This window comes from Kordia sp. (assembly GCF_965283645.1).
Taxonomy (GTDB): Bacteria; Bacteroidota; Bacteroidia; order Flavobacteriales; family Flavobacteriaceae; genus Kordia.
The window spans coordinates 4457218-4477155 of the sequence record NZ_CBDIPG010000001.1; the positions used below are offsets into that span (position 1 = coordinate 4457218).

16 protein-coding genes are annotated in these 19938 nt (G+C 33.4%); 10 read left to right on the top strand and 6 right to left on the bottom strand.

Translation table 11 applies throughout. The features are described 5' to 3' along the window. Nucleotides 1–11: 11 nt before the first annotated feature. Nucleotides 12–2348: a T9SS type A sorting domain-containing protein gene (locus ACQ654_RS19875; protein ID WP_430412088.1), complete on the bottom strand. Its 2337-nt coding sequence runs from the start codon at nucleotides 2346–2348 to the stop codon at nucleotides 12–14. A gap of 230 nt (nucleotides 2349–2578) precedes the next feature. On the opposite strand from ACQ654_RS19875, the gene ACQ654_RS19880 reads away from it, so the two are divergent. Continuing rightward, entirely contained in the window at nucleotides 2579–3112 is a 534-nt protein-coding gene (locus ACQ654_RS19880) for a DUF2059 domain-containing protein (RefSeq protein ID WP_430412089.1), read from the top strand. Nucleotides 3113–3133: 21 nt separating this feature from the next. Here the strand turns inward: ACQ654_RS19880 and ACQ654_RS19885 are convergent, their stop codons facing one another. Further along, the gene (locus ACQ654_RS19885; RefSeq protein ID WP_430412090.1) at nucleotides 3134–3838 is read right to left on the bottom strand and encodes a class I SAM-dependent methyltransferase; all 705 of its coding nucleotides are present in this window, start codon (nucleotides 3836–3838) and stop codon (nucleotides 3134–3136) included. 297 nt (nucleotides 3839–4135) lie between these two features. On the opposite strand from ACQ654_RS19885, the gene ACQ654_RS19890 reads away from it, so the two are divergent. The 5 genes from ACQ654_RS19890 to ACQ654_RS19910 all read left to right on the top strand — a co-directional run bounded on the left by ACQ654_RS19890 (nucleotide 4136) and on the right by ACQ654_RS19910 (nucleotide 9776). Then, nucleotides 4136–4651, top strand: coding sequence for a YkgJ family cysteine cluster protein (locus ACQ654_RS19890; protein ID WP_430412091.1), 516 nt, complete (start codon nucleotides 4136–4138; stop codon nucleotides 4649–4651). 56 nt (nucleotides 4652–4707) lie between these two features. Then, a complete protein-coding gene (locus ACQ654_RS19895; RefSeq protein WP_430412092.1) occupies nucleotides 4708–5559 on the top strand; it encodes a sterol desaturase family protein in 852 nt (283 codons plus the stop codon). A gap of 15 nt (nucleotides 5560–5574) precedes the next feature. Next, complete coding sequence (locus ACQ654_RS19900) at nucleotides 5575–6813, top strand: glycosyltransferase (protein WP_430412093.1); 1239 nt, start codon at nucleotides 5575–5577, stop codon at nucleotides 6811–6813. 258 nt (nucleotides 6814–7071) lie between these two features. Then, on the top strand, nucleotides 7072–8313 hold the full coding sequence (locus ACQ654_RS19905) for an ABC transporter permease (RefSeq protein ID WP_430412094.1): 1242 nt from the start codon (nucleotides 7072–7074) through the stop codon (nucleotides 8311–8313). A 101-nt stretch (nucleotides 8314–8414) separates the two neighbouring features. After that, nucleotides 8415–9776, top strand: coding sequence for a pyridoxal-phosphate dependent enzyme (locus tag ACQ654_RS19910; RefSeq protein ID WP_430412095.1), 1362 nt, complete (start codon nucleotides 8415–8417; stop codon nucleotides 9774–9776). A gap of 71 nt (nucleotides 9777–9847) precedes the next feature. On the opposite strand, the gene ACQ654_RS19915 is transcribed toward ACQ654_RS19910, so the two are convergent. From ACQ654_RS19915 to ACQ654_RS19930, 4 genes are all read right to left on the bottom strand, one after another. Next, nucleotides 9848–10198 (bottom strand): hypothetical protein, encoded by a 351-nt coding sequence (locus tag ACQ654_RS19915; RefSeq protein ID WP_430412096.1) that lies wholly within the window; start codon nucleotides 10196–10198, stop codon nucleotides 9848–9850. A 567-nt stretch (nucleotides 10199–10765) separates the two neighbouring features. Next, nucleotides 10766–10951, bottom strand: a complete 186-nt coding sequence (locus ACQ654_RS19920) for a hypothetical protein (RefSeq protein WP_430412097.1) — start codon at nucleotides 10949–10951, stop codon at nucleotides 10766–10768. Nucleotides 10952–11070: 119 nt separating this feature from the next. Further along, a complete protein-coding gene (locus ACQ654_RS19925; protein ID WP_430412098.1) occupies nucleotides 11071–11262 on the bottom strand; it encodes a hypothetical protein in 192 nt (63 codons plus the stop codon). 166 nt (nucleotides 11263–11428) lie between these two features. Next, entirely contained in the window at nucleotides 11429–13570 is a 2142-nt protein-coding gene (locus ACQ654_RS19930) for a thioredoxin domain-containing protein (protein ID WP_430412099.1), read from the bottom strand. Between the two features lie 214 nt (nucleotides 13571–13784). Between ACQ654_RS19930 and ACQ654_RS19935 the strand changes: the two genes are divergently transcribed. The 4 genes from ACQ654_RS19935 (at nucleotide 13785) to ACQ654_RS19950 (ending at nucleotide 19930) form a co-directional block, all read left to right on the top strand. After that, complete coding sequence (locus ACQ654_RS19935) at nucleotides 13785–15167, top strand: sugar porter family MFS transporter (protein WP_430412100.1); 1383 nt, start codon at nucleotides 13785–13787, stop codon at nucleotides 15165–15167. Between the two features lie 128 nt (nucleotides 15168–15295). Beyond that, nucleotides 15296–17368, top strand: coding sequence for a beta-glucosidase (locus tag ACQ654_RS19940; RefSeq protein ID WP_430412101.1), 2073 nt, complete (start codon nucleotides 15296–15298; stop codon nucleotides 17366–17368). Between the two features lie 13 nt (nucleotides 17369–17381). Then, nucleotides 17382–18992 carry an MFS transporter gene (locus ACQ654_RS19945; protein ID WP_430412102.1) on the top strand — a complete coding sequence of 537 codons (1611 nt, stop codon included), beginning with the start codon at nucleotides 17382–17384 and terminating at the stop codon, nucleotides 18990–18992. Nucleotides 18993–19039: 47 nt separating this feature from the next. Further along, a complete protein-coding gene (locus ACQ654_RS19950; RefSeq protein ID WP_430412103.1) occupies nucleotides 19040–19930 on the top strand; it encodes a carbohydrate kinase family protein in 891 nt (296 codons plus the stop codon). Nucleotides 19931–19938 lie beyond the last annotated feature (8 nt).

Consider the following 19938-nt stretch of genomic DNA (forward strand, 5'->3'; position numbering starts at 1 on the left):
TAATACTTCTTTTAGTATTTAATAATCTTTTTAGTAATGCTTATGTTTGTTTCAATATCTAAGATTTTAATGAAATATAAACCTGCGGCTTCACGTTGCATTGATAACGTGTTTAAACCATTTGTAAAGGTTCCTGCATGTATTTTTTGTCCAGTAACACTACTGATTTCATATGCTAAGTTTGAAAAATTGCTTACAGAAACAGTAAAGTCAGTAGCAGACGGATTAGGATAAATATGTAAGTTACTCGCTAATGCTTCTTCGCTAATGCTTAATGGTGCAATTACTTTAAATACGTTACTAGTACTAGCTCCAAAACTTCCATTACCATTGATTAATACATTATCATCTTGATCTTCTAATCTGTATGTTCCAGCTCCATATAAACAGCAAATTCCATCACTGTATGAATCGAGTAATGTAAAAGTATAACATTCGTTAAAGTTAGTAATTACAATGTCTGAAATTTCATCTGGCTGTGTTCCGGTGACAGTTGTTGTTGTATATGGTCCACCGCTACCCACAAGAGTTCCGTTAGAATCTTCTAATGTCCAAGTGGTTTCTGCACCATAACGATCAGGTGTTATAATAACTGTAATAGTTGTTGCTTCAAATTCTTGTGAAGACGAAAAGTCTCTCACATCTGTATTATTAGTTGTAAACTGATCAGCATTTCCATTTGGATTTGAAACCATAGCAGTGAAAGAGTGTGCTCCAGCACCAGTTACAGGTATTTCTGGTAATGTAACGAACTCAAATTGATTATTGGCTAAACTTCCTGTCCAGTTGATTACTGTTTGTGTATTTGTATCTAATTGGTATGTAATAGTTGCACTTGTTAATTGTGTAGTTCCTTCATTAGTAATACGTATTCTAGGTGTAATACCATTTCCACATAAAGTAAGAGGAACATCAAAAATATCAACTGCAGCATCAAAATTTGTCGGTGCTGGGAATTGACCTAAGGTTAAAGGATTTGTTCCAGCTGGATCTAACCAGAATTTTAATTGTTGAGAATTTACAGAACTAAAATCCCAAGAAACTCCAAAACGTCCATACCAATCTTCTAGATTGTTATCATTAGTTCCTGAACATGCGGCAAAACCTCCTGATAATTTTCCAATAAGTAATCCGTCTTGATTAAATAATGGAGAACCTGAAGAGCCTGGCTCAGTAACACCTAAATCCCAATCGTCAATATGCCAAATTTCAGTAGATGGATTTCCATTAAAATTTATGGAATTACGGTAAGCTCCATCTAAATCGACACATACTTTTTGAATATCTCCATCTGGATGATGAATACCTATAGCTAACGTTGGTACGTCAGTAGTAGAACGATTCCATCCTGCCCAAACTACATCTGGATTGGCAGCAAAAAAAGCAGCATCTGTAATTTCTATCAAAGCCATATCGGATTCAGAGTTAGAAGCTCTTAAAATTCCTCCACTAGCTGTTTGAATAAAAGAATTATCTACACTCGGAGCAGTTGTAGCACAGTCAGCGTCAGCTTCGTCACTTGCCCAGTTAAAACGGAAAGCCCATCCTGCAACCGAACCACCTAAACAGTGATTTGCAGTTAAGAAATACGGAGTTCCATCATTGTTTGTATTATTTACTAAAGCTCCTGTACAGTTACCACTTCCACCAACAACGATCATTCCAACAGATTTTCTAACATCATTTTTTACTTCGTTTGCAGTAGCTGAAGTCCCTGTAATATCACAATTTACATCTACGTTACAAGCACCAGAAGTATTTAACGCTTCAGGATTTGTTGCATCTGTATCAGGTAATGTTAAGGTTCTGTATCCGTGAATTACATTTCCGATATTTAAACGTCCTTGACCAGTTACTTTCTTTGGTTCAAAATATTCAATCCAAATACTTTCACCATCAACCATCCAAGTTCCTAAAATTTCTTCAGGATTATTGTGTTGATGTGTAAATACATTTAGAATTTGAGATTTGTCACCGCTGTAGATATATACTTTTCCACCGAAAGGAATATTGTAGCGATCAAAAATTAAGTTCATTGTTAAAGCACCTGGCGAAACAAATTTGATTCTCCAAATACGATCTCCATTTGGTAGTGTATGCCATTTTCCAGCATTTGTTACACCATAATCCACAAAATGATCGTATCCAAATCGCCAAGGAATAGATTTATTTAAATCATTTACAGCATCTTCTGCTTGTAATGGCGCTAAATTAGGTCTAGGAAGCTCAATAGGAGCTACTTTTGCAATATCTGAAAGATTCCAACTTTCAGGTTGCGGTCGTTGAGAATTTTGTGCTGTTGCTTGAAAAATAAGGGCTAACAGTACAACAAGAGTAATTTTTTTCATAGTAAATAGTTGGTTATAGATTTGGTTTAATAAGTTTTTTGATGGGAAATTAACAAAAAAATAACATATTAAGCACTTTTTTATTAATTTACAGTAAAATTTGTTTGATTATTCTTAATAATTCTCGGAATTTAATAAGTTGATCAATAAAAAAATATATTTGTACTGTTTTTGGAATACTATTTGAAAAGTACCAGATATAAAACACCTACCCGTTTTATTTTATAACTATGAAAAAACTGTTTATTGCCGTTTTATTTTTATGCGGTTTGCAAAATTCTTTTGGACAAACTGACCTGTATGTAGAAAATGTAAAGCATTATTTAACCATAAATGGAACACAACAACAATACGAAGGTGCTATTGATGGAATGTTTACAATGTTACGAAAACAATTTAAAGATTATAAAATTCCAGAAGCTGTTTGGAAAGAATTGGAAGGTGTAAAAGGGAAACAGGTTGAAGATGTAAAAGCTATTTTGGTTTCTGCGTACAAAGCTTATTTTACGTTGAACGATATTAAAATAATGACTACGTTTTACGAATCTGCAGCGGCAAAACAAATGATAACCGATACATCAAAGCTAACAGACATACAACGACAACAAATAGGAAATTTTTACGATTCAGAAACTGGGCAAAAAATGATTGCAAGTAAAGACGGATTGGCAAAAATAGAAGGCGAAATATCGATGCAATGGAGTGGCGAATTGTACAAAAACGTGATTAATAAGTTAGCAGATAAAGGATATAGTCTCAATTAACGTTCACTTCACTTAGCAATCTTAAATATACAACTTGGCTAAATAATCGTAATGTTCTCCTTCAAGTAAGAGTTCACATTGCAAACCACACGCATGTGCGGCATTTTGTAATGTGTTGTAATCAATGTATAGCCAATGAAAAGGTGCTTCATGTTCGCCTTTGTAACTTACATAATAGAGCAATTCACCATAATAGTCATTTTCAGAAGGAATCCATTTTCCACCATCTTCATCTTCGTCAAACATATAAATGATATCTGAAGAATCAACTAAAATTTGTCCATCTTTATTCAATAACGTTTTAAGATGATTTAAAAAGTTAGCAATATTTTTAAGTTTTCCACACATGCCCGCGCCATTCATTAATAATAGAATGGTGTCAAAATTTCCAGAAAAATCTAAGACATTAGTTTCAATTGCGTTTGTAATTCCTCTGAGTTTACAGGCTTCAATAGCCGCTTTTGAAACATCAATGGCAGTTACATCTAGATTTTGTTCATTTTGCAAATACAAACTGTGACTTCCAGCACCACAACCAACATCTAACACTTTACCTTTGGAAAGTTGAAGCGCTGTTTGTTCTATTTCAGGCATTTCAGGATACGATCGAAATAAATAGGGAAGTGGCAACGAATCTTCTTCAGAAATAGAAGTTGCCGTTACTAAATCTTCCGTATAATTTCCTTGTTGATAATCTAAAATGGCTTTTCCAAATAAGTCTTTCATACAAATAATGCTAGCAGACAAAAGTACATCAAGTAATTGAAATTTGACTAAAAGACACAAAAAAAGCAACGATTTATACAAAGTATTCCTCGTTGCTTGTTGTTAACTATAACCTAAATAATTAACCTGTAACCCCTTAATTCTATTAAATTGTTTTCGCAAATCACACACTGATAAACTTACATCTTAAATGATTTGTTACTTTTGATATTCATCTTCAAGTTCCACAGGAAACTATTTGTTACCCAACAAAAACAAAAAATATCGTTTACCTTTGTTTTCAAATAGGAAAAGCACATGCAAGATTTTATAAATGAACTTCCCAAACTCGCAAAAGATGTTGAAGTGGAGAACAAAAAATTCTTTATCAAGCTAAAAAAGAAAGTTCCCAAAAACTTAGACTACATTATGCAGGAATTGCACGAAGAAGAATTTGAAAAAACAGATTGTTTGGAATGTGCCAATTGCTGCAAAACGACAAGCCCTATTTTTACAAATGCTGATATTGCTCGTATTTCAAAGCATTTTAAAATGAAAGAACATCAATTTATAAGTCAGTTTTTATTTTTTGATGAAGACAATCATTTTGTATTACAAAGCGCGCCGTGTCATTTTTTAGGAGCCGATAATGAATGTATGATTTATGATGTTCGTCCAAAAGCATGTCGAGAATATCCACATACCAATCGAAAAAAGTTTCACAAGATTTCTGAAATTACGATGCATAATATTCCTATTTGTCCAGCAACCTACAATATTGTCGAAAAACTAAAGACTGTTTTGGAAAGTAAAGGCAAAAGGAAATCTCGATAAATTTCAAGAAAAACTGTATCTTTATAATCGTTCAACACCTATAAAATCTTATCATTTTGGATACTATTTTAACTTATTTTGATTCCATTCCATCTTCACACAGAAGTGCAATTTTAATCGGCGGAATCGCTTTTTTTTGGCTTATAGAATACCTAATTCCGTTGATTCGATTTAATTATAAAAAAATCAATCATGCCGGAATCAATATCTTTTTTACACTCACCACAATTGTAATCAACTTTCTATTAGCTTTTTTGCTATTTGAAGCTTCAGAATGGGCAGTTGCCAATAAATTTGGCATTTTACAATGGATTGATCTTCAGTTTCCAACCTTATCTGCTTGGTGGTATGTATTAATTGGTGTTGCTTTATTAGACTTTTTTGGTGCTTGGTTGGCACATTATGTAGAACATAGAGTTCCTGTATTGTGGCGTTTTCATTTGGTTCATCATACGGACACACATGTAGACACGACGACGGCAAATCGTCATCATCCAGGTGAAAGTGTCATTCGTTTTATATTTACTTTATTGGGCGTTGTAATTGTCGGTACGCCAGTTGCAATAATTATGTTATACCAATCAATGTCGGTGGTTTTATCACAATTTAATCATGCAAATATTGCCATTCCAAAAGTGGTTGACAAATGGATTAGTTACGTAATTGTTTCGCCAAATATGCACAAAGTTCATCACCATCATACATTGCCATATACAGATACCAATTACGGAAATATCTTTTCAATTTGGGATCGAATATTTCAAACATTCGCTACAAAAGATCCAGAAACATTGGTGTACGGAGTTGATACCTATCCGGATGCGTCCGAAAATGCAAGCTTAAAAAGTTTATTAAAAATTCCATTCAACAAATATCGTCCGCCAACTACGTTAAATTCGGATGAGTAATCTCATGTACAGAATATGAATCATCACGTTTTAGTCATTGGATACGTGTGGCCAGAGCCAAATTCTTCTGCCGCAGGAACTCGGATGTTGCAATTATTACAACTGTTTAGAGCTGAAAATTGGGAAGTTACATTTGCTTGTCCAGCGGCAAAAAGTGAAATTTCTTTTGACTTACGTCAGATTGGAATTGCTGCAAAAACGATTCAAGTTAACGATTCGGGCTTTGATAGTTTTATACAAAATTTGAATCCGTCAATCGTTCTGTTTGACCGTTTTATGATGGAAGAACAATTTGGTTGGCGCGTTGCAGAACAATGTCCAAATGCGTTGCGAATGCTAGATACAGAAGATTTGCACAGTTTGCGAAAAGCGCGACATCAAGCATTGAAAGATGACAAAAAATTTCATATTGATCAACTAAAAAGTTACAACCTTGCACAACGCGAAATTGCAAGTATATTACGTTGTGATATTTCGTTGCTAATTTCAGAAGTAGAACGCGATATGTTGATCAATGAATTTAAAATTGACACTTCGTTGTTGTTATACATTCCATTTATGTTGGAGACAATTACGAACGAAAAAATTGAAACATTGCCAAGTTTTGAAGCACGAGAACATTTCGTTACAATAGGAAACTTTTTACATGCGCCAAATCGTGATATGGTGTTGTATTTAAAAAAAGAAGTTTGGCCAATTTTACGAAAAAAACTACCCAAAACGGAAATGCATGTGTACGGTTCGTATGCAAAACAAGACAGTTTGCAACTCAATCAACCGAAAGAAAAATTCTTCGTGCACGGTCGTGCAGAAAGTGCTTCGGAAGTCATTTTAAAAGCTAGAATTTTACTCGCACCATTGCGTTTTGGCGCAGGTTTAAAAGGGAAATTTATTGACGGAATGCAAAACGGAACACCTTGTGTAACCACAACAATTGGCGCAGAAGGAATGCATGGAAATGTACCTTGGAACGGAATTGTTTCCGATGAGATTGAAACCTTAATCAACGAAACTGTGGAATTATACACAGATAAAAATCGTTGGGTAAAAGCGCAACAAAATGGTTTTAAAATTCTTTCAACGCGCTATCGAAAAGAAGTGTTTCAACAACAATTACTTGAAAAAATTCATTCAACAATTAAAAACTTAGAAACACATCGTATGCAAAACTTTTTTGGAAGTATGTTACAATTACACACGACAAAAAGTACAAAATACATGTCACTTTGGATTGAAGAGAAGAATAAAATTTAAAACGCTAAATGTTGAATGTAAATGTAAAAGCTGTGAATGCAGTTCTCGATACTATTTTCTATCAAAAATCACTCAAACTGACATTTTGATATTGTAAGTATAACAAGTTACTTTTTTCGTTTCTGAAATTAAACTTATGACAGTTGCTTCAGCTTTCTTTATGTTTTGTGTTGTTTTGGCGTCATATCTTGTGAAAAATCCGATTGATAACAACAATAAAAATGTATTTTTGAAAAATCTATTAAACCATTCTTGAATTTGAATTACGAGTTTTTTATTGCCAAACGTATTATTAAGGCAAAACAATATAAAAGTAGTGTATCGGCTACCATCATAAAAATTGCTATTGCGGCTATTGCAATTGGTATTGTGATGATGATGGTTGCAATTGCAACAGGAATGGGATTGCAAAAAACGATTCAAGAAAAAGTTTCAGCATTTAATGGACACATTCAAATTTCTACTTTTGACAATAATGATTCGGAAGTTTCCTTATTTCCTGTAGATTCAAAACAAGAGTTTTATCCAAATTTCACGCAAGTTGAAGGTATAAAACACATTCAGGCAGTTGCTACAAAAGCTGGAATTATTCGCACCGAAAAAACATTTGAAGGCGTATTAGCTAAAGGTGTTGGAAAAGATTATAATTGGAAACCTTTTGAAGATTTTTTAAAAGAAGGACGTTTGCCAAATGTTTCCGAAAAGCGCGAAAATAGAGAAATATTAATTTCAAGATATTTGGCACGACGTTTAGAATTTAAACTTGGTGATACTTTCAAAACGTTATTCTTAAAAGAAAATACAAGCGAAATACCAAACGAACGTACATTTGAAATTGTTGGAATCTACGAATCTGGATTTCAAAAGTTTGATGAAAATGTAATGTTGGTTGATATTCGCCATATTCAACGAATGAATAAATGGGAGAAAGATCAAATTGGAAATTTTGAAGTTTTTCTGGATGATTTTGAAACTATTCAACAAAAAGATGATGAAATTTATAGTGTTGTTCCATCAAATTTAAATACACAAAGCGTTATAAGTAAGTTTCCGTTTATTTTTGAATGGATTTCATTATTTGATGTCAATATATTTTTAATCATCGGAATTATAATTATCGTTGGAGGAATTAATATGATTACAGCGTTATTAGTGTTGATTTTAGATAGAACACCAATGATTGGGATTTTAAAATCATTAGGGAGCAACGATTGGAGTATTCGAAAAATATTTTTGTACAATGCAACGTATTTAATTGCAATCGGATTACTATTCGGAAACGTTATTGGTATCGGACTTATTTGGGCGCAACGTGCTTTTGGGTTTTTAAAATTTCCAAATCCAGAACAGTATCACACAACCATCATTCCTACACATATTGAACTTTGGCATATTGTAGCACTCAACATAGGAACGCTCATTTTATGTGTATTAATGCTAATTATACCTTCGTACATCATCACAAAAATTACACCTGTAAAAGCGATTAAGTTTCAATAAATAATCAATTACTACATTTAAATTACAGTTCTACAAGACTTTTCAATTCGGTAACATAAATTTAAAGAGAGTTTGTATCTTTGCGGCATCAAAATACAAGAATGGAATACGCAGAAAATATATTAGGTACTATTGGAAATACGCCAATGGTGAAAATGAATGCTTTAGTGAAAGATGTTGATGCTTTGGTATTGGCAAAATACGAAACATTTAACCCAGGAAACTCTGTAAAAGATAGAATGGCGTTAAAGATGATTGAAGATGCAGAAGCAGACGGACGTTTGAAGCCAGGCGGAACTATTATTGAAGGAACTTCTGGAAATACCGGAATGGGATTAGCATTAGCGGCTGTTGTAAAAGGATACAAATTAATTTGTGTAATGGCTGATAAGCAATCAAAAGAAAAGATTGATATTTTACGTGCCGTTGGCGCTGAAGTGGTGGTTTGTCCGACAGCTGTTGAGCCAGACGATCCACGTTCATATTATTCAGTTTCAAAGCGTTTAGGAGAAGAAACTCCGAATTCTTGGTATGTAAACCAATATGATAATCCAAGTAACGCCAAAGCGCATTATGAAAGTACTGGTCCAGAAATTTGGAAACAAACAGACGGGAAAATAACACATTTTATTGTTGGAGTTGGAACAGGAGGAACTATTTCTGGTGTTGGAAAATACTTAAAAGAACAAAATCCGGATATAAAAATTTGGGGAGTTGATACGTATGGTTCTGTGTTTAAGAAATATCATGAAACTGGAATTTTTGATGAAAATGAAATCTATTCATACATCACAGAAGGTATTGGGGAAGATATTTTACCAAAAAATGTAAATTTTGATATTATTGATGGATTTACGAAAGTAACCGATAAAGATGCGGCAGTATACACGCAACGTTTGGCGAAAGAAGAAGGAATGTTTTTAGGAAACTCTGCAGGTTCGGCTATTAAAGGATTATTGCAGTTAAAAGAGCATTTTACAAAAGATGATGTTGTGGTTGTGTTATTTCATGATCATGGAAGTAGATATGTTGGAAAAATGTTTAATGATGATTGGATGCGTGAGCGTGGTTTCTTAGAAGAAGAAGTTTCTACGGCGGCGGATTTAATTAAAGATCATCATAGCAAACCATTGGTAACGGTGAAAACAGGAGAATTGGTTTCACATGCAATCGAGCGTATGCGAAAATTCAAAATATCTCAAATTCCTGTAGTTGATACTGAAGGTTTTGTAGGTTCGGTTGATGAAACTGCATTGTTTGCAAAATATATGGAAAACAAAGATATTAGTGATGTATACATTTCAGATATTATGGAAAAACCATTTCCTGTAGTACATAAAAATGCTTCTATTGATGATATTTCTAAACTTATCACAAAAGATAATCAGGCGGTTTTGGTTGATTTAGGAAATGACAAATATCATATCATTACGAAATACGATATTATTAAAGGAATCAATTAATTAATTCCTTAAACATACAATACAAAAAAAGTCGAATAGCAATATTCGACTTTTTTTGTGGATTGTATTTTTTATAAGAGTGGATCTTTATGTTTAAACTCAGAAACTAACTTCTTGTAGCGTTTTTCTAAGTTTCTGTTGTCAATTAATATAATGATTAAAACAGAGAAAAAGATAAATATAGAATAGCTTAAAATTGAATTTATGCTACTTTTTAAAGTCCCTGAACCACCATTTTCTGGATTTATAATAAAAGAACTCGATTGCTCTCCTTGATTAGGAGCTACATTTGAGGTAATATTATCCTGTAGCTGATCATTCGTTTTATTTGAAACATTAGCGTGTAGGTTAAAGGCAAAAATGAAAAATAATAATATGGTAATTTGTATTTTCACAGCATAAAAATATAAAAAAAAACTCACAAAAATAATTTTAACTATTGATTTTTAGGTTTTTATGAATTAAAAGCACAAATAAAACTAACAAGTGTTTGTTATTTTTACAACACATAAATGTGATAGCTGTGTCTTTTTTGTCAATTCATTTCTTTCCTTAAGAAAAATAAAAAATAAAATAGATTTGAAATTCGAATTTCACGAAATCCTTTTATTTACAACAGTTTACCAGGTGGTTTTTAATTTTTTAAAAATTGGTTAAATTCATTTTAAACACTAAAAAAGAGCTATATATACCTAAGAGAATTCACGATGTAGTTTACTTGATTTGGGGGTAATCAGTGTAGAAAAAACATGAATGTCATCGTCAGAATTAGATTCAAAAAATCTTATAATTCTTTCAAAGTGAACACAAAAATAACAACTTTTTTCCTAAAATATTGCATTTTTCCAATAGATTAACTGCAAAGAAAGGAAGATGAACTGCAATTTTGTGATTTTTTTGTACGAATATCTGAAAAGATTACTAAGCGTATAAAAAATCTCTCAATATTTTTTATACAAAGAGATTATAAATTATTTGCAAGTACAAGCTTATTCTGCAGTTTCCATTTTTGTTGGGCAAATTTCAACGGAATGACATGTATAATTACAAGTGCAGACACCTAACGGAAACGTTTCTCGTAGTGAGCTAAGTGCGCCACCTGTGACAACCAAGCTATCTAATTTACTAATTGATTTTTTGTTTAATGTTAAACTTTGTGATGATCTTTTTTTCATGATTTATAGTTTTAATTTTTATTAAGATATAAATAATAATTGTACAATTAGGAAACATTTGAGAATAAAAAAAAGCGAGCCGAAGCTCGCTGCCTAAGTAATCTTCAATTCACATTAATTTATTGCGCACCGCATCTATAAAGACCGGAAGTTCCCCAACAATACGTTTCTATTGTTAGTGGTTCTGGTGCTGGTGCTTGGCAATTGCAGTACGTTTGTGTATTTGGAGCGGCTCCAGTTACAACGGCTGCTTTCAAACTAGAAATTGATTTTTTGTTAAGCGTTAAACTTTTTAAATTCTGTTTTTTCATAATAAAAAATTAAGTTAATAATAGGAAAGTTCACAGCTTTAGAATTTGTTACCCAAATCGTAAATAGAATATATTAAATTTTATCATTTTGATAGTGAGAATAGCATGAATACACGTTTACGCTTGAAATATATTTTTAAGATTTTGCTACAGATGAATTCAAAAATTAATTAACTTTTAGCAGTTCAAAAGCTTTCTCAACTTCTTTTACAGGAAGTTTGCACGTTCCGTCTACACAAACATAAATGTAGGTTTCATCTTCAACAAAACGATTTTCCATGAGTGGAATTGTACTTTTAGATAATGCACCTGCAATCAGAATATTAGGTAGATAATGATTGTTTAATTGCTGTGCTTTTTCCAGTCCGTTTTTGCCTGCAATCGCGACTTCAAAATATGGATTTGCATAGTTTGACATCAATTGCAACCAGTTTGAATACGAAGAAGGCGAATTGCCAATAGTTGGCATCATATTCGTTAGCATTTGAGTTGCTTGTTGCGTATAGTTTTTGTTGCTGTAATAATGACTCAATTTGAATAAATTATTTGCCATAATTGAATTAGAAGCAGGAATTACATTGTCGTTTACTTCGGTCTTTCGGGCAATTAAATCAACATCTTTGTTAGATGTAAAGAAAAACATTTGCGTGGTTTCATCTTTAAAATGTGCAATACTATAATCTGTCAATTCTTTTGCTTTTTGTAACCAAGTTTCGTCAAATGTCACTTGATATAAGGCAATAAAACTTTCAATTACAGCCGCATAATCTTCTAAATAACCATTAATGCTACTTTTTCCATCTTTATAAGTATGATTTAATCCGCCATCAGATCTAAGTTGATTTTGGAGGATAAAATTTGCATTCTTTTTTGCCGCTTCTAAATATTCAGTTTTTCCAAGAACACGATACGCATCTACATATCCTTGTAGCATCAATGCATTCCAAGAAGTTAAAACTTTATCATCCAATCGTGGAGGTGTTCTTTTTTCTCGTTCTTCAAATAGTAATTTTTTCCAACGTTGTATGTTCGCGTTAAGCGTATCAATTTCAAGATTATTTTTTACCGCAAAATCCGCTTTTGCATCTTTTCGAATTAAAATATAAAATCCATCTTCCCATTTTCCATATGAATTGACATTGTAATATTCTTTAAAAAGCTTAAAATCATCACCAATAATTGCTTCCAATTCAGCTTTCGTCCAACGATAAAAAGCACCTTCTTCCAATTCGTTCGTTTCGGTCACGCTGTCTGCATCTAGCGAAGAGTAAAAAGCTCCGTTGGCAGTTGTTAATTCACGTTTTATGAACGTAAGCGTTTCTTCAACTACTTCTTTGTATACTTCATTTTTTGTTGCCAAATACGCCTCAGAATATAAACTCACCAATTGCGCATTGTCATACAGCATTTTTTCAAAATGTGGAACATGCCATTTCTTATCTGTCGAATATCTTGAAAAACCACCACCAATTTGATCGTATATACCACCATACGCCATCATTTTAAGTGTTGTATTTACATATGCTAGAACTTTTTTATCATTATTTTGAATTCCATATCGTAATTGAAATTTCAAGTTGGTAGGCATTGGAAACTTTAGTTGTGTTTTTTGTCCACCTTTATCAAAATCTAAATAGGAATTCCAAGTTTTTACATACGAATCAATCGTTTCAACTGTAAATGGTGTAGCTTCTTTATTAAGTGTAATTAACTCAGATTTTTGAATACCTTCCGTTAGTTTTTCAGCAAACTCCAATACTTTTTCAGGATTTTTCTCATATAAGGATGAAATATCGTTGAGTACTTTCATCCATTGTTTTTTGGTAAAATAAGTGCCGCCAAAAATTGGGCGTCCATCTGGCAAAGTAATACAATTTAATGGCCAGCCACCACTTCCTGTCATCAATTGCACTGCATTCATATATATTTGATCAATATCGGGTCGTTCTTCCTTATCAATTTTAATACTGATAAATTTATCATTCATCAACTTGGCAACTGAATCATTTTTAAAACTTTCATCTTCCATTACATGACACCAATGACAGGCAGAATACCCGACAGAAATAATAATTAATTTATTTTCTTCTTTAGCTTGGGCAAGCGTTTTTGGATTCCACGATTTCCAATTAACAGGATTGTGTGCATGTTGTAATAAATACGGACTTGTTTCATTAATCAATTCATTCGTATATTGATGTTCGCTTGTACGATTCGTATCAGTTTTGGAAACACAAGCAAAAACACACATACCTAAAACGGCAATTAAATAGTATCTAAATTTTATTAAATGTTGAAATGGAGTCATTTTGTAAAGTAGCTATCGTTTGATGAAATATAGTATTAAAATTTGAATTTCTTTTGAAGAAGCTTGAATTAAATATGTTGTAGCCATTATTTTTTCCAATAGAAATGCGGATGCATCATTTGTTTTATAATTTGCTCGATTTATCACATTTCTATTTTATTATCGCGCTACTTTTAGTAAAAATTAATACACTAGCAACCATAAATTAATAACTATGTCTAAAAAAACTTTTTTACTACTCATAACTGCCGTCTCAGCGTTGGGCGGATTGTTATTTGGTTATGATACAGGAGTCATCAACGGAGCACAATTTTACTTAAGTAAATTTTTTGTGTTAGACGATGTCATGAAAGGTTGGGTAGTTGGTAGTGCATTATTAGGTTGTTTTGTTGGAGCCATTGTTGCCGGACCGTTAAGTGTTAAGTTCGGAAGAAAGCAATCGTTGATTATTTCGGCTATTCTTTTTTCATTCTCAGCATATGGTTCAGGATTGCCAGAATTATTCCCGCAAACAGTTTCTGCATTGGTGTTTTTTAGAATTATTGGCGGTTTGGGTATTGGTATCGCTTCTATGAACGCGCCCATGTACATTGCCGAAATTACGCCAAGTGATATTCGTGGAAAAATGGTAACCTATTATCAATTAGCCATAGTAATTGGATTCTTCGTGGTGTTTTTAGCCACCTATTTCATTGGAAACAGTTTGTCAGAAACACAAAACATTGAACTTGGTTGGAGACGCATGTTTTGGTCAGAATTGATTCCGAGTGTCTTATTTTTAACACTTTTGTTTTTTGTACCACAAAGCCCACGTTGGTTGGCATTGAAAGGAAGAGATGAAGAAGCATTAGCGGTGTTACACAAAATTCATGAAGAAGAAGTTGCCACAAAAGAATTAGAAGACATTAAAGAGTCACTCTCAAAAAGTACGGATAAAGTAAAAGTAAATTACTTTTCAAAAGTAATTTTAGGAATCATCATTATCGGAACTGTATTGTCTGTTTTACAACAATTTACAGGAATTAACGCCGTATTGTATTACGGTGCAGATATTTTTGAAAAAGCATTGGGTTTTGGAAAAGAAGATGTATTGGCGCAACAAATATTATTGGCATTTGTCAACTTAATATTCACATTTGTAGCGATGTTTACAGTAGATAAATTTGGTAGAAAACCACTTATTTACATAGGTTCAGCAGGAATGATTCTCGGATTTTTATTACTAGGCGTTAGCTTGCAACAACAATCAGTTGGAATCATATCATTACTAGGAGTTTTAATATTCATAGGCTCGTTTGCCTTATCAATGGGACCTGTAGTTTGGGTAATATTATCAGAAATGTTTCCAAACAAAATTAGAAGTGTAGCTATGTCTGTTGCTGTTGCGGCACAATGGGCGGCAAACTATGTGGTTTCACAATCGTTTCCTGTAGTGATGGGAAGTGATGTAAATAATGGTCCAACGTGGAATGGTTCGTTACCTTATTTCATATTTATAGCGTTCATCCTTGTTATTGTGTTTGTTACGTACAAATACATTCCTGAAACGAAAGGAAAAACACTTGAAGAAATAGAAGGTTTTTGGGAAGAAGACTGATAAGATAACTGCGTTCTAAATAAAAAACACAATTAAACTTTACCCAAAAATCAAAGTTTGCTATACAGCAATTAATAGGTTTTTGTGATGCTCAAAATATAAAACCAACTATTCAAGAATACGAAACTATGTTTAAACCGTTTACACCTCCAATTGCTTACAACGATGCAAAAAAACAAGCCATAGAAATCCTTAATCAAATGACTATTGATGAGAAAATCTCAATAATAGGTGGTTATAACTGGTTTTACACAAAAGGGTTCGAAAAATTTAATATACCTGCGCTGTATTTATCCGATGCTACACAAGGAGTTAACATACGACCTGAGCTTCCCAATCAACTTGAAAAATCGGTAGCTTTTCCTAGCCCTATTGCCTTAACGAGTACGTGGAATACAGAATTGTCAAATATTTATGCAAAATCTATCGGCGAAGAATGTAGAGCTGGAGAAATAGCAATTTTGTTAGGTCCAGGAATGAACATTTACAGAATATCTCAAAACGGTAGAAACTTTGAATACTTTGGCGAAGATCCATATTTAGCGGCACGTATGGTAGAAAATTATGTAGTAGGCATGCAAGAAACAGGTACCATAGCTACGTTAAAGCATTTTATTGCCAATAATACAGACTATAAAAGAAGAACATCCAATTCTATAGTAGATGATAGAGCATTACGTGAAATCTACATGCCAGCTTTTGAAGCAGGTGTCAATGCAGGTGCAATGGCTGTGATGACTTCCTATAACTTAGTAAATGGTGAATATGCAGGTCAAAGCAAAGATGTAATCACAGGACTTTTACGCGAAGATTTAGGTTTTAAATGGTTAGTGATGAGTGATTGGTGGTCTGTATGGGACGCTGAGAAAGTCATAAAATCGGGGCTTGACTTGGACATGCCAGGTGAGCCTAGAGAAGACTATCCTGAGTATACGAAGAAAGATGAATTCTTTTTGCGTTCTAGCGCAAAATCGCTTATCGACGAAGGTAAAGTTGAAGAAGCAGACATTGATAGAATGGTCACTAATATACTAACCACACAAATAGCGATAGGACTTTTGGAACGTCCCGTAAAAGATACGAGCTATTTTGAAAATTTCGATGATCATATTCAGGTTGCACTTCAAACGGCGCGAGAAAGTATGGTACTGCTAAAAAACAACGGTGTGTTACCGATAAATAAATCAGCAGACATTTCAATTTTACTTACGGGCGAATATTCGGATAAAATTCCTTGTGGTGGAGGTGCCGCAGAAGTTAAAGGCTATAATAATGTAACCATGCTTGCAGCACTTAAAGAAGTGTATGGAGACAAAGTGGTTTACATCGAAAGTCCCGATAATCAGTCAATTAAAAATGCTGATTATGTAATTTATAGTGCTGGGACTTTTGATTCTGAAGGATGGGATAAATCGTTTGATTTTCCAGAAACGGTTAATAACGAAATCAAAAACATAGCTTCTCTAAATAAAAATACTATTGTAGCTGTCAGTTCTGGTAGTGGCATGAATATGACCAAATGGAACGATGAAATTGCAGGCTTAATTTACAGCTGGTATCCTGGACAAATTGGGTTTAAAGCTTTCGCTGAAATTGTCGCTGGTATGACTAATCCATCTGGTAAACTGCCGATTACCATTGAAAAAACATTTAAAGATTCACCAGGATATGGTTACATTCCTGAAGGTGCAGCACTGTACACAGGTTGGCAAGAAGATCATAAAATTATAGATCCAATAATTGATGTAAAATATGATGAAGGTGTATTTGTTGGGTACCGTTGGTACGAGCATAAAGCGATTGAACCACTATACAATTTTGGCTTTGGCTTGTCGTATACAACATATGAATACAGTAATTTGAAGCTAGAACAAGCATCAATCAAAGTAGGTGCATCGCTCAATTTTACAATTGATATTAAAAACACTGGAACGATGGCTGGACAGGAAATAGTCCAAATATATGTTCGTGATATAGCATCTTCTGTAGAACGTCCTTTAAAAGAATTGAAAGATTTTCAGAAAATACAATTAAATGCAGGAGCTAAAAAAACCTTACAGTTTACATTAACGGAAAGAGACTTTGCATTTTGGGATGTAAAAACAGAAAATTGGATAGTTGAGCCAGGACAATTTGAGATCCTAGTAGGAGCTGCATCTAATACTATTTTAGCAAAAGGTCTACTTGAAATAGTCCAATAACAATGATACGATTATGAGAAATAAAGTTTCTATTAAGGAGAAAATAGGTTATGGATTAGGAGATGCAGCCGCTAATATTGGTTGGCGAGGTGTAGGAACGTTTTTGTTCATATTCTATACCGACGTGTTTGGATTAGATCCAGTGACAGTAGGCGTGCTATTTTTAACAGCGCGTTTTAGCGATGGTATCAGTGATATTTTAATGGGTGTAATTGGTGATCGTACCAAATCAAAATATGGGAAATTTCGACCTTGGATTCTCTGGACAGCTATTCCTTTAGCGATAAGCTTAGTACTACTTTTTTCTAGCCCAGACTTTGGTGCTTCTGGAAAAATTATTTATGCATACATCACGTATCTCTTTTTTACGCTCATGTACACAGCCAATAACATACCTTATGGTGCGTTGATGGCAGTGATGACTGGTGATGACAAAGAACGAACTAGTATTGGATCATATAGAATGGTAGGTGCCTTTGGAGGAGGAATTCTTGTTCAGGGAGCACTGCTTTTTCTTATTGCCTATTTCGGAAATGTAGATCCTTCGATCGAAGTCTTACAACTGGAGAACAATACATATAAAGTTGACATTGCTGCCACAAGAGATGTAAATAATGTGAATGTTAAAACGGAAGACGGAATCGCCACTTTTAAATGGAATAATAATTCTGATTTGAAAGATGAACCTACCGCTAGTAAGAGTTTCAACATGGAATCTGGAAAAACGTATTCCTTTATAGTAGCAGGAGAATCTAATTTAACTTCTGAAAATCTAAGAATAATTGATCAAAAAAGAGGCTATAGTTATTCTATGCGTATAATGTCTGTTGTGCTGGCGCTTTTAATGATTGTTACCTTCTATACGACAAGAGAACGCGTACTACCACTAAAAAACCAGAAAACTAATTTAAAACAAGATTTTAAGGATTTACTTAGCAATAGACCGTGGTGGGCATTACTTATTACGGCGTTATTTTCAAGTTCTTATAACGCCATTAAACAAGGTATTGTCATTATCTATTTTACCCATTATTTGCACAACCAATTATTGGCAGCATCCTATCTTGTAGGCTTAATGTTGGTCTCTATTGTAGGTGCAATTTTAATGACTCCATTAAGTAATAAATACGGGAAACGTAAAATGTTTATTTATTCGTTGCTTGTTTCTGGAGTTGTGATATCCCTTTTAATTTTCTGCGATTCAACTGCTGTTGTCCTAATATTTGTAATTGGGTTACTTTCAGAACTCATAGGAGCTTTCTTTTCTAGTTTAACCTTTGTAATGTTAGGTGATGTTGCAGATTATTCAGAATGGAAAAATAACCGAAGAGCTACAGGACTTATTTACTCAGCTGGATCAACTGCAACTAAATTTGGAGGAGGTATTGCTGGTGCTATAACTGGAGTGATTTTAGGTTACTTCCACTATAATGGTCAGGACGCTGCTTCAATTGAAGGCGCAATTCCTGGTATAAAAATGCTAATGAGTTGGGTGCCTGGTATTGTTGCGGTAATTGGAGCTGGAATCATGCTGTTTTATCCGTTAACAAAGAAAAAAATGGCTAAGATAACATCTGATTTAGAACAACGACGACTTGATGAAGTAGCTATAACTACTGATTAATACTATACTAAACAGGAAGTTTTGTTTAAAAAGAAGGTTAAATACTAATGAAGAAAAATAAGATCATTTGTTTTGGTGAAGTCCTTTGGGATGTCTTTCCTACGCATAAGATAGCTGGTGGCGCACCTCTAAACGTTTGTTTTCATGCCAATAACCTAGGATTGAACGCACAAATAATAAGCGCAATAGGTAATGACGCTTTAGGAGAAGAACTGAAAGATTTTTTAATTCAAAATAATATAGCTACAGATTTTATTCACACGAGTAACACGTTGCCTACCAGCACAGTTGACATAAAATTATCCGCAAATGGAAATGCAAACTATACTATAGTAGAAAATGTTGCTTGGGATGCGCTGTTTATTGATGAAAAAAGTAAACGTGCTGTTACACAAGCTGACGTATTAATTTTTGGAAGTTTAGCGTGTAGAAGTGAGCACAATTTTGAAATCTTATTACAACTCATTGAAAAAGCAAAAAAAACAGTTTTTGATGTGAATTTACGTGCTCCATTTTATCAACCAGCTATCATAGAAAAACTGCTGCATAAAGCAACTATTGTAAAAATGAATGATGATGAATTAGACGAAATTACGGGTTGGTATAATCTAAAAGAAGATGTAAAAGACAAGATGTCTTTCATTATTAATAAATTTAACATTGAAACTCTAATCATAACCGCAGGGAAAAATGGTGCGTATTGTATGCACGATGGTTTACTGTTGCATCAAAAAGGATTTCAAGTAGAAGTTAAAGATACCGTGGGAAGTGGTGATTCCTTTTTAGCCGCTTTAGTGTATAAAATGTTGAATGATGTATCTTGGGAAGAATCCTTACAATTTGCATGTGCCACAGGCTCACTATTAGCTACTAAAAATGGCGGAACTCATAAAGTAGATGAAAATAGGATTCAAGAATTCATACAAAAAAATAACTAAGAGCATAC

Excerpts from the sequence above, each read along its gene's own strand:
- ACQ654_RS19875 (WP_430412088.1), bottom strand. The coding sequence starts at position 2,348 with ATGAAAAAAATTACTCTTGTTGTACTGTTAGCCCTTATTTTTCAAGCA.
- ACQ654_RS19880 (WP_430412089.1), top strand. The coding sequence starts at position 2,579 with ATGAAAAAACTGTTTATTGCCGTTTTATTTTTATGCGGTTTGCAAAAT.
- ACQ654_RS19885 (WP_430412090.1), bottom strand. The coding sequence starts at position 3,838 with ATGAAAGACTTATTTGGAAAAGCCATTTTAGATTATCAACAAGGAAAT.
- ACQ654_RS19890 (WP_430412091.1), top strand. The coding sequence starts at position 4,136 with ATGCAAGATTTTATAAATGAACTTCCCAAACTCGCAAAAGATGTTGAA.
- ACQ654_RS19900 (WP_430412093.1), top strand. The coding sequence starts at position 5,575 with ATGAATCATCACGTTTTAGTCATTGGATACGTGTGGCCAGAGCCAAAT.
- ACQ654_RS19910 (WP_430412095.1), top strand. The coding sequence starts at position 8,415 with ATGGAATACGCAGAAAATATATTAGGTACTATTGGAAATACGCCAATG.
- ACQ654_RS19920 (WP_430412097.1), bottom strand. The coding sequence starts at position 10,951 with ATGAAAAAAAGATCATCACAAAGTTTAACATTAAACAAAAAATCAATT.
- ACQ654_RS19925 (WP_430412098.1), bottom strand. The coding sequence starts at position 11,262 with ATGAAAAAACAGAATTTAAAAAGTTTAACGCTTAACAAAAAATCAATT.
- ACQ654_RS19930 (WP_430412099.1), bottom strand. The coding sequence starts at position 13,570 with ATGACTCCATTTCAACATTTAATAAAATTTAGATACTATTTAATTGCC.
- ACQ654_RS19935 (WP_430412100.1), top strand. The coding sequence starts at position 13,785 with ATGTCTAAAAAAACTTTTTTACTACTCATAACTGCCGTCTCAGCGTTG.
- ACQ654_RS19940 (WP_430412101.1), top strand. The coding sequence starts at position 15,296 with ATGTTTAAACCGTTTACACCTCCAATTGCTTACAACGATGCAAAAAAA.
- ACQ654_RS19945 (WP_430412102.1), top strand. The coding sequence starts at position 17,382 with ATGAGAAATAAAGTTTCTATTAAGGAGAAAATAGGTTATGGATTAGGA.
- ACQ654_RS19950 (WP_430412103.1), top strand. The coding sequence starts at position 19,040 with ATGAAGAAAAATAAGATCATTTGTTTTGGTGAAGTCCTTTGGGATGTC.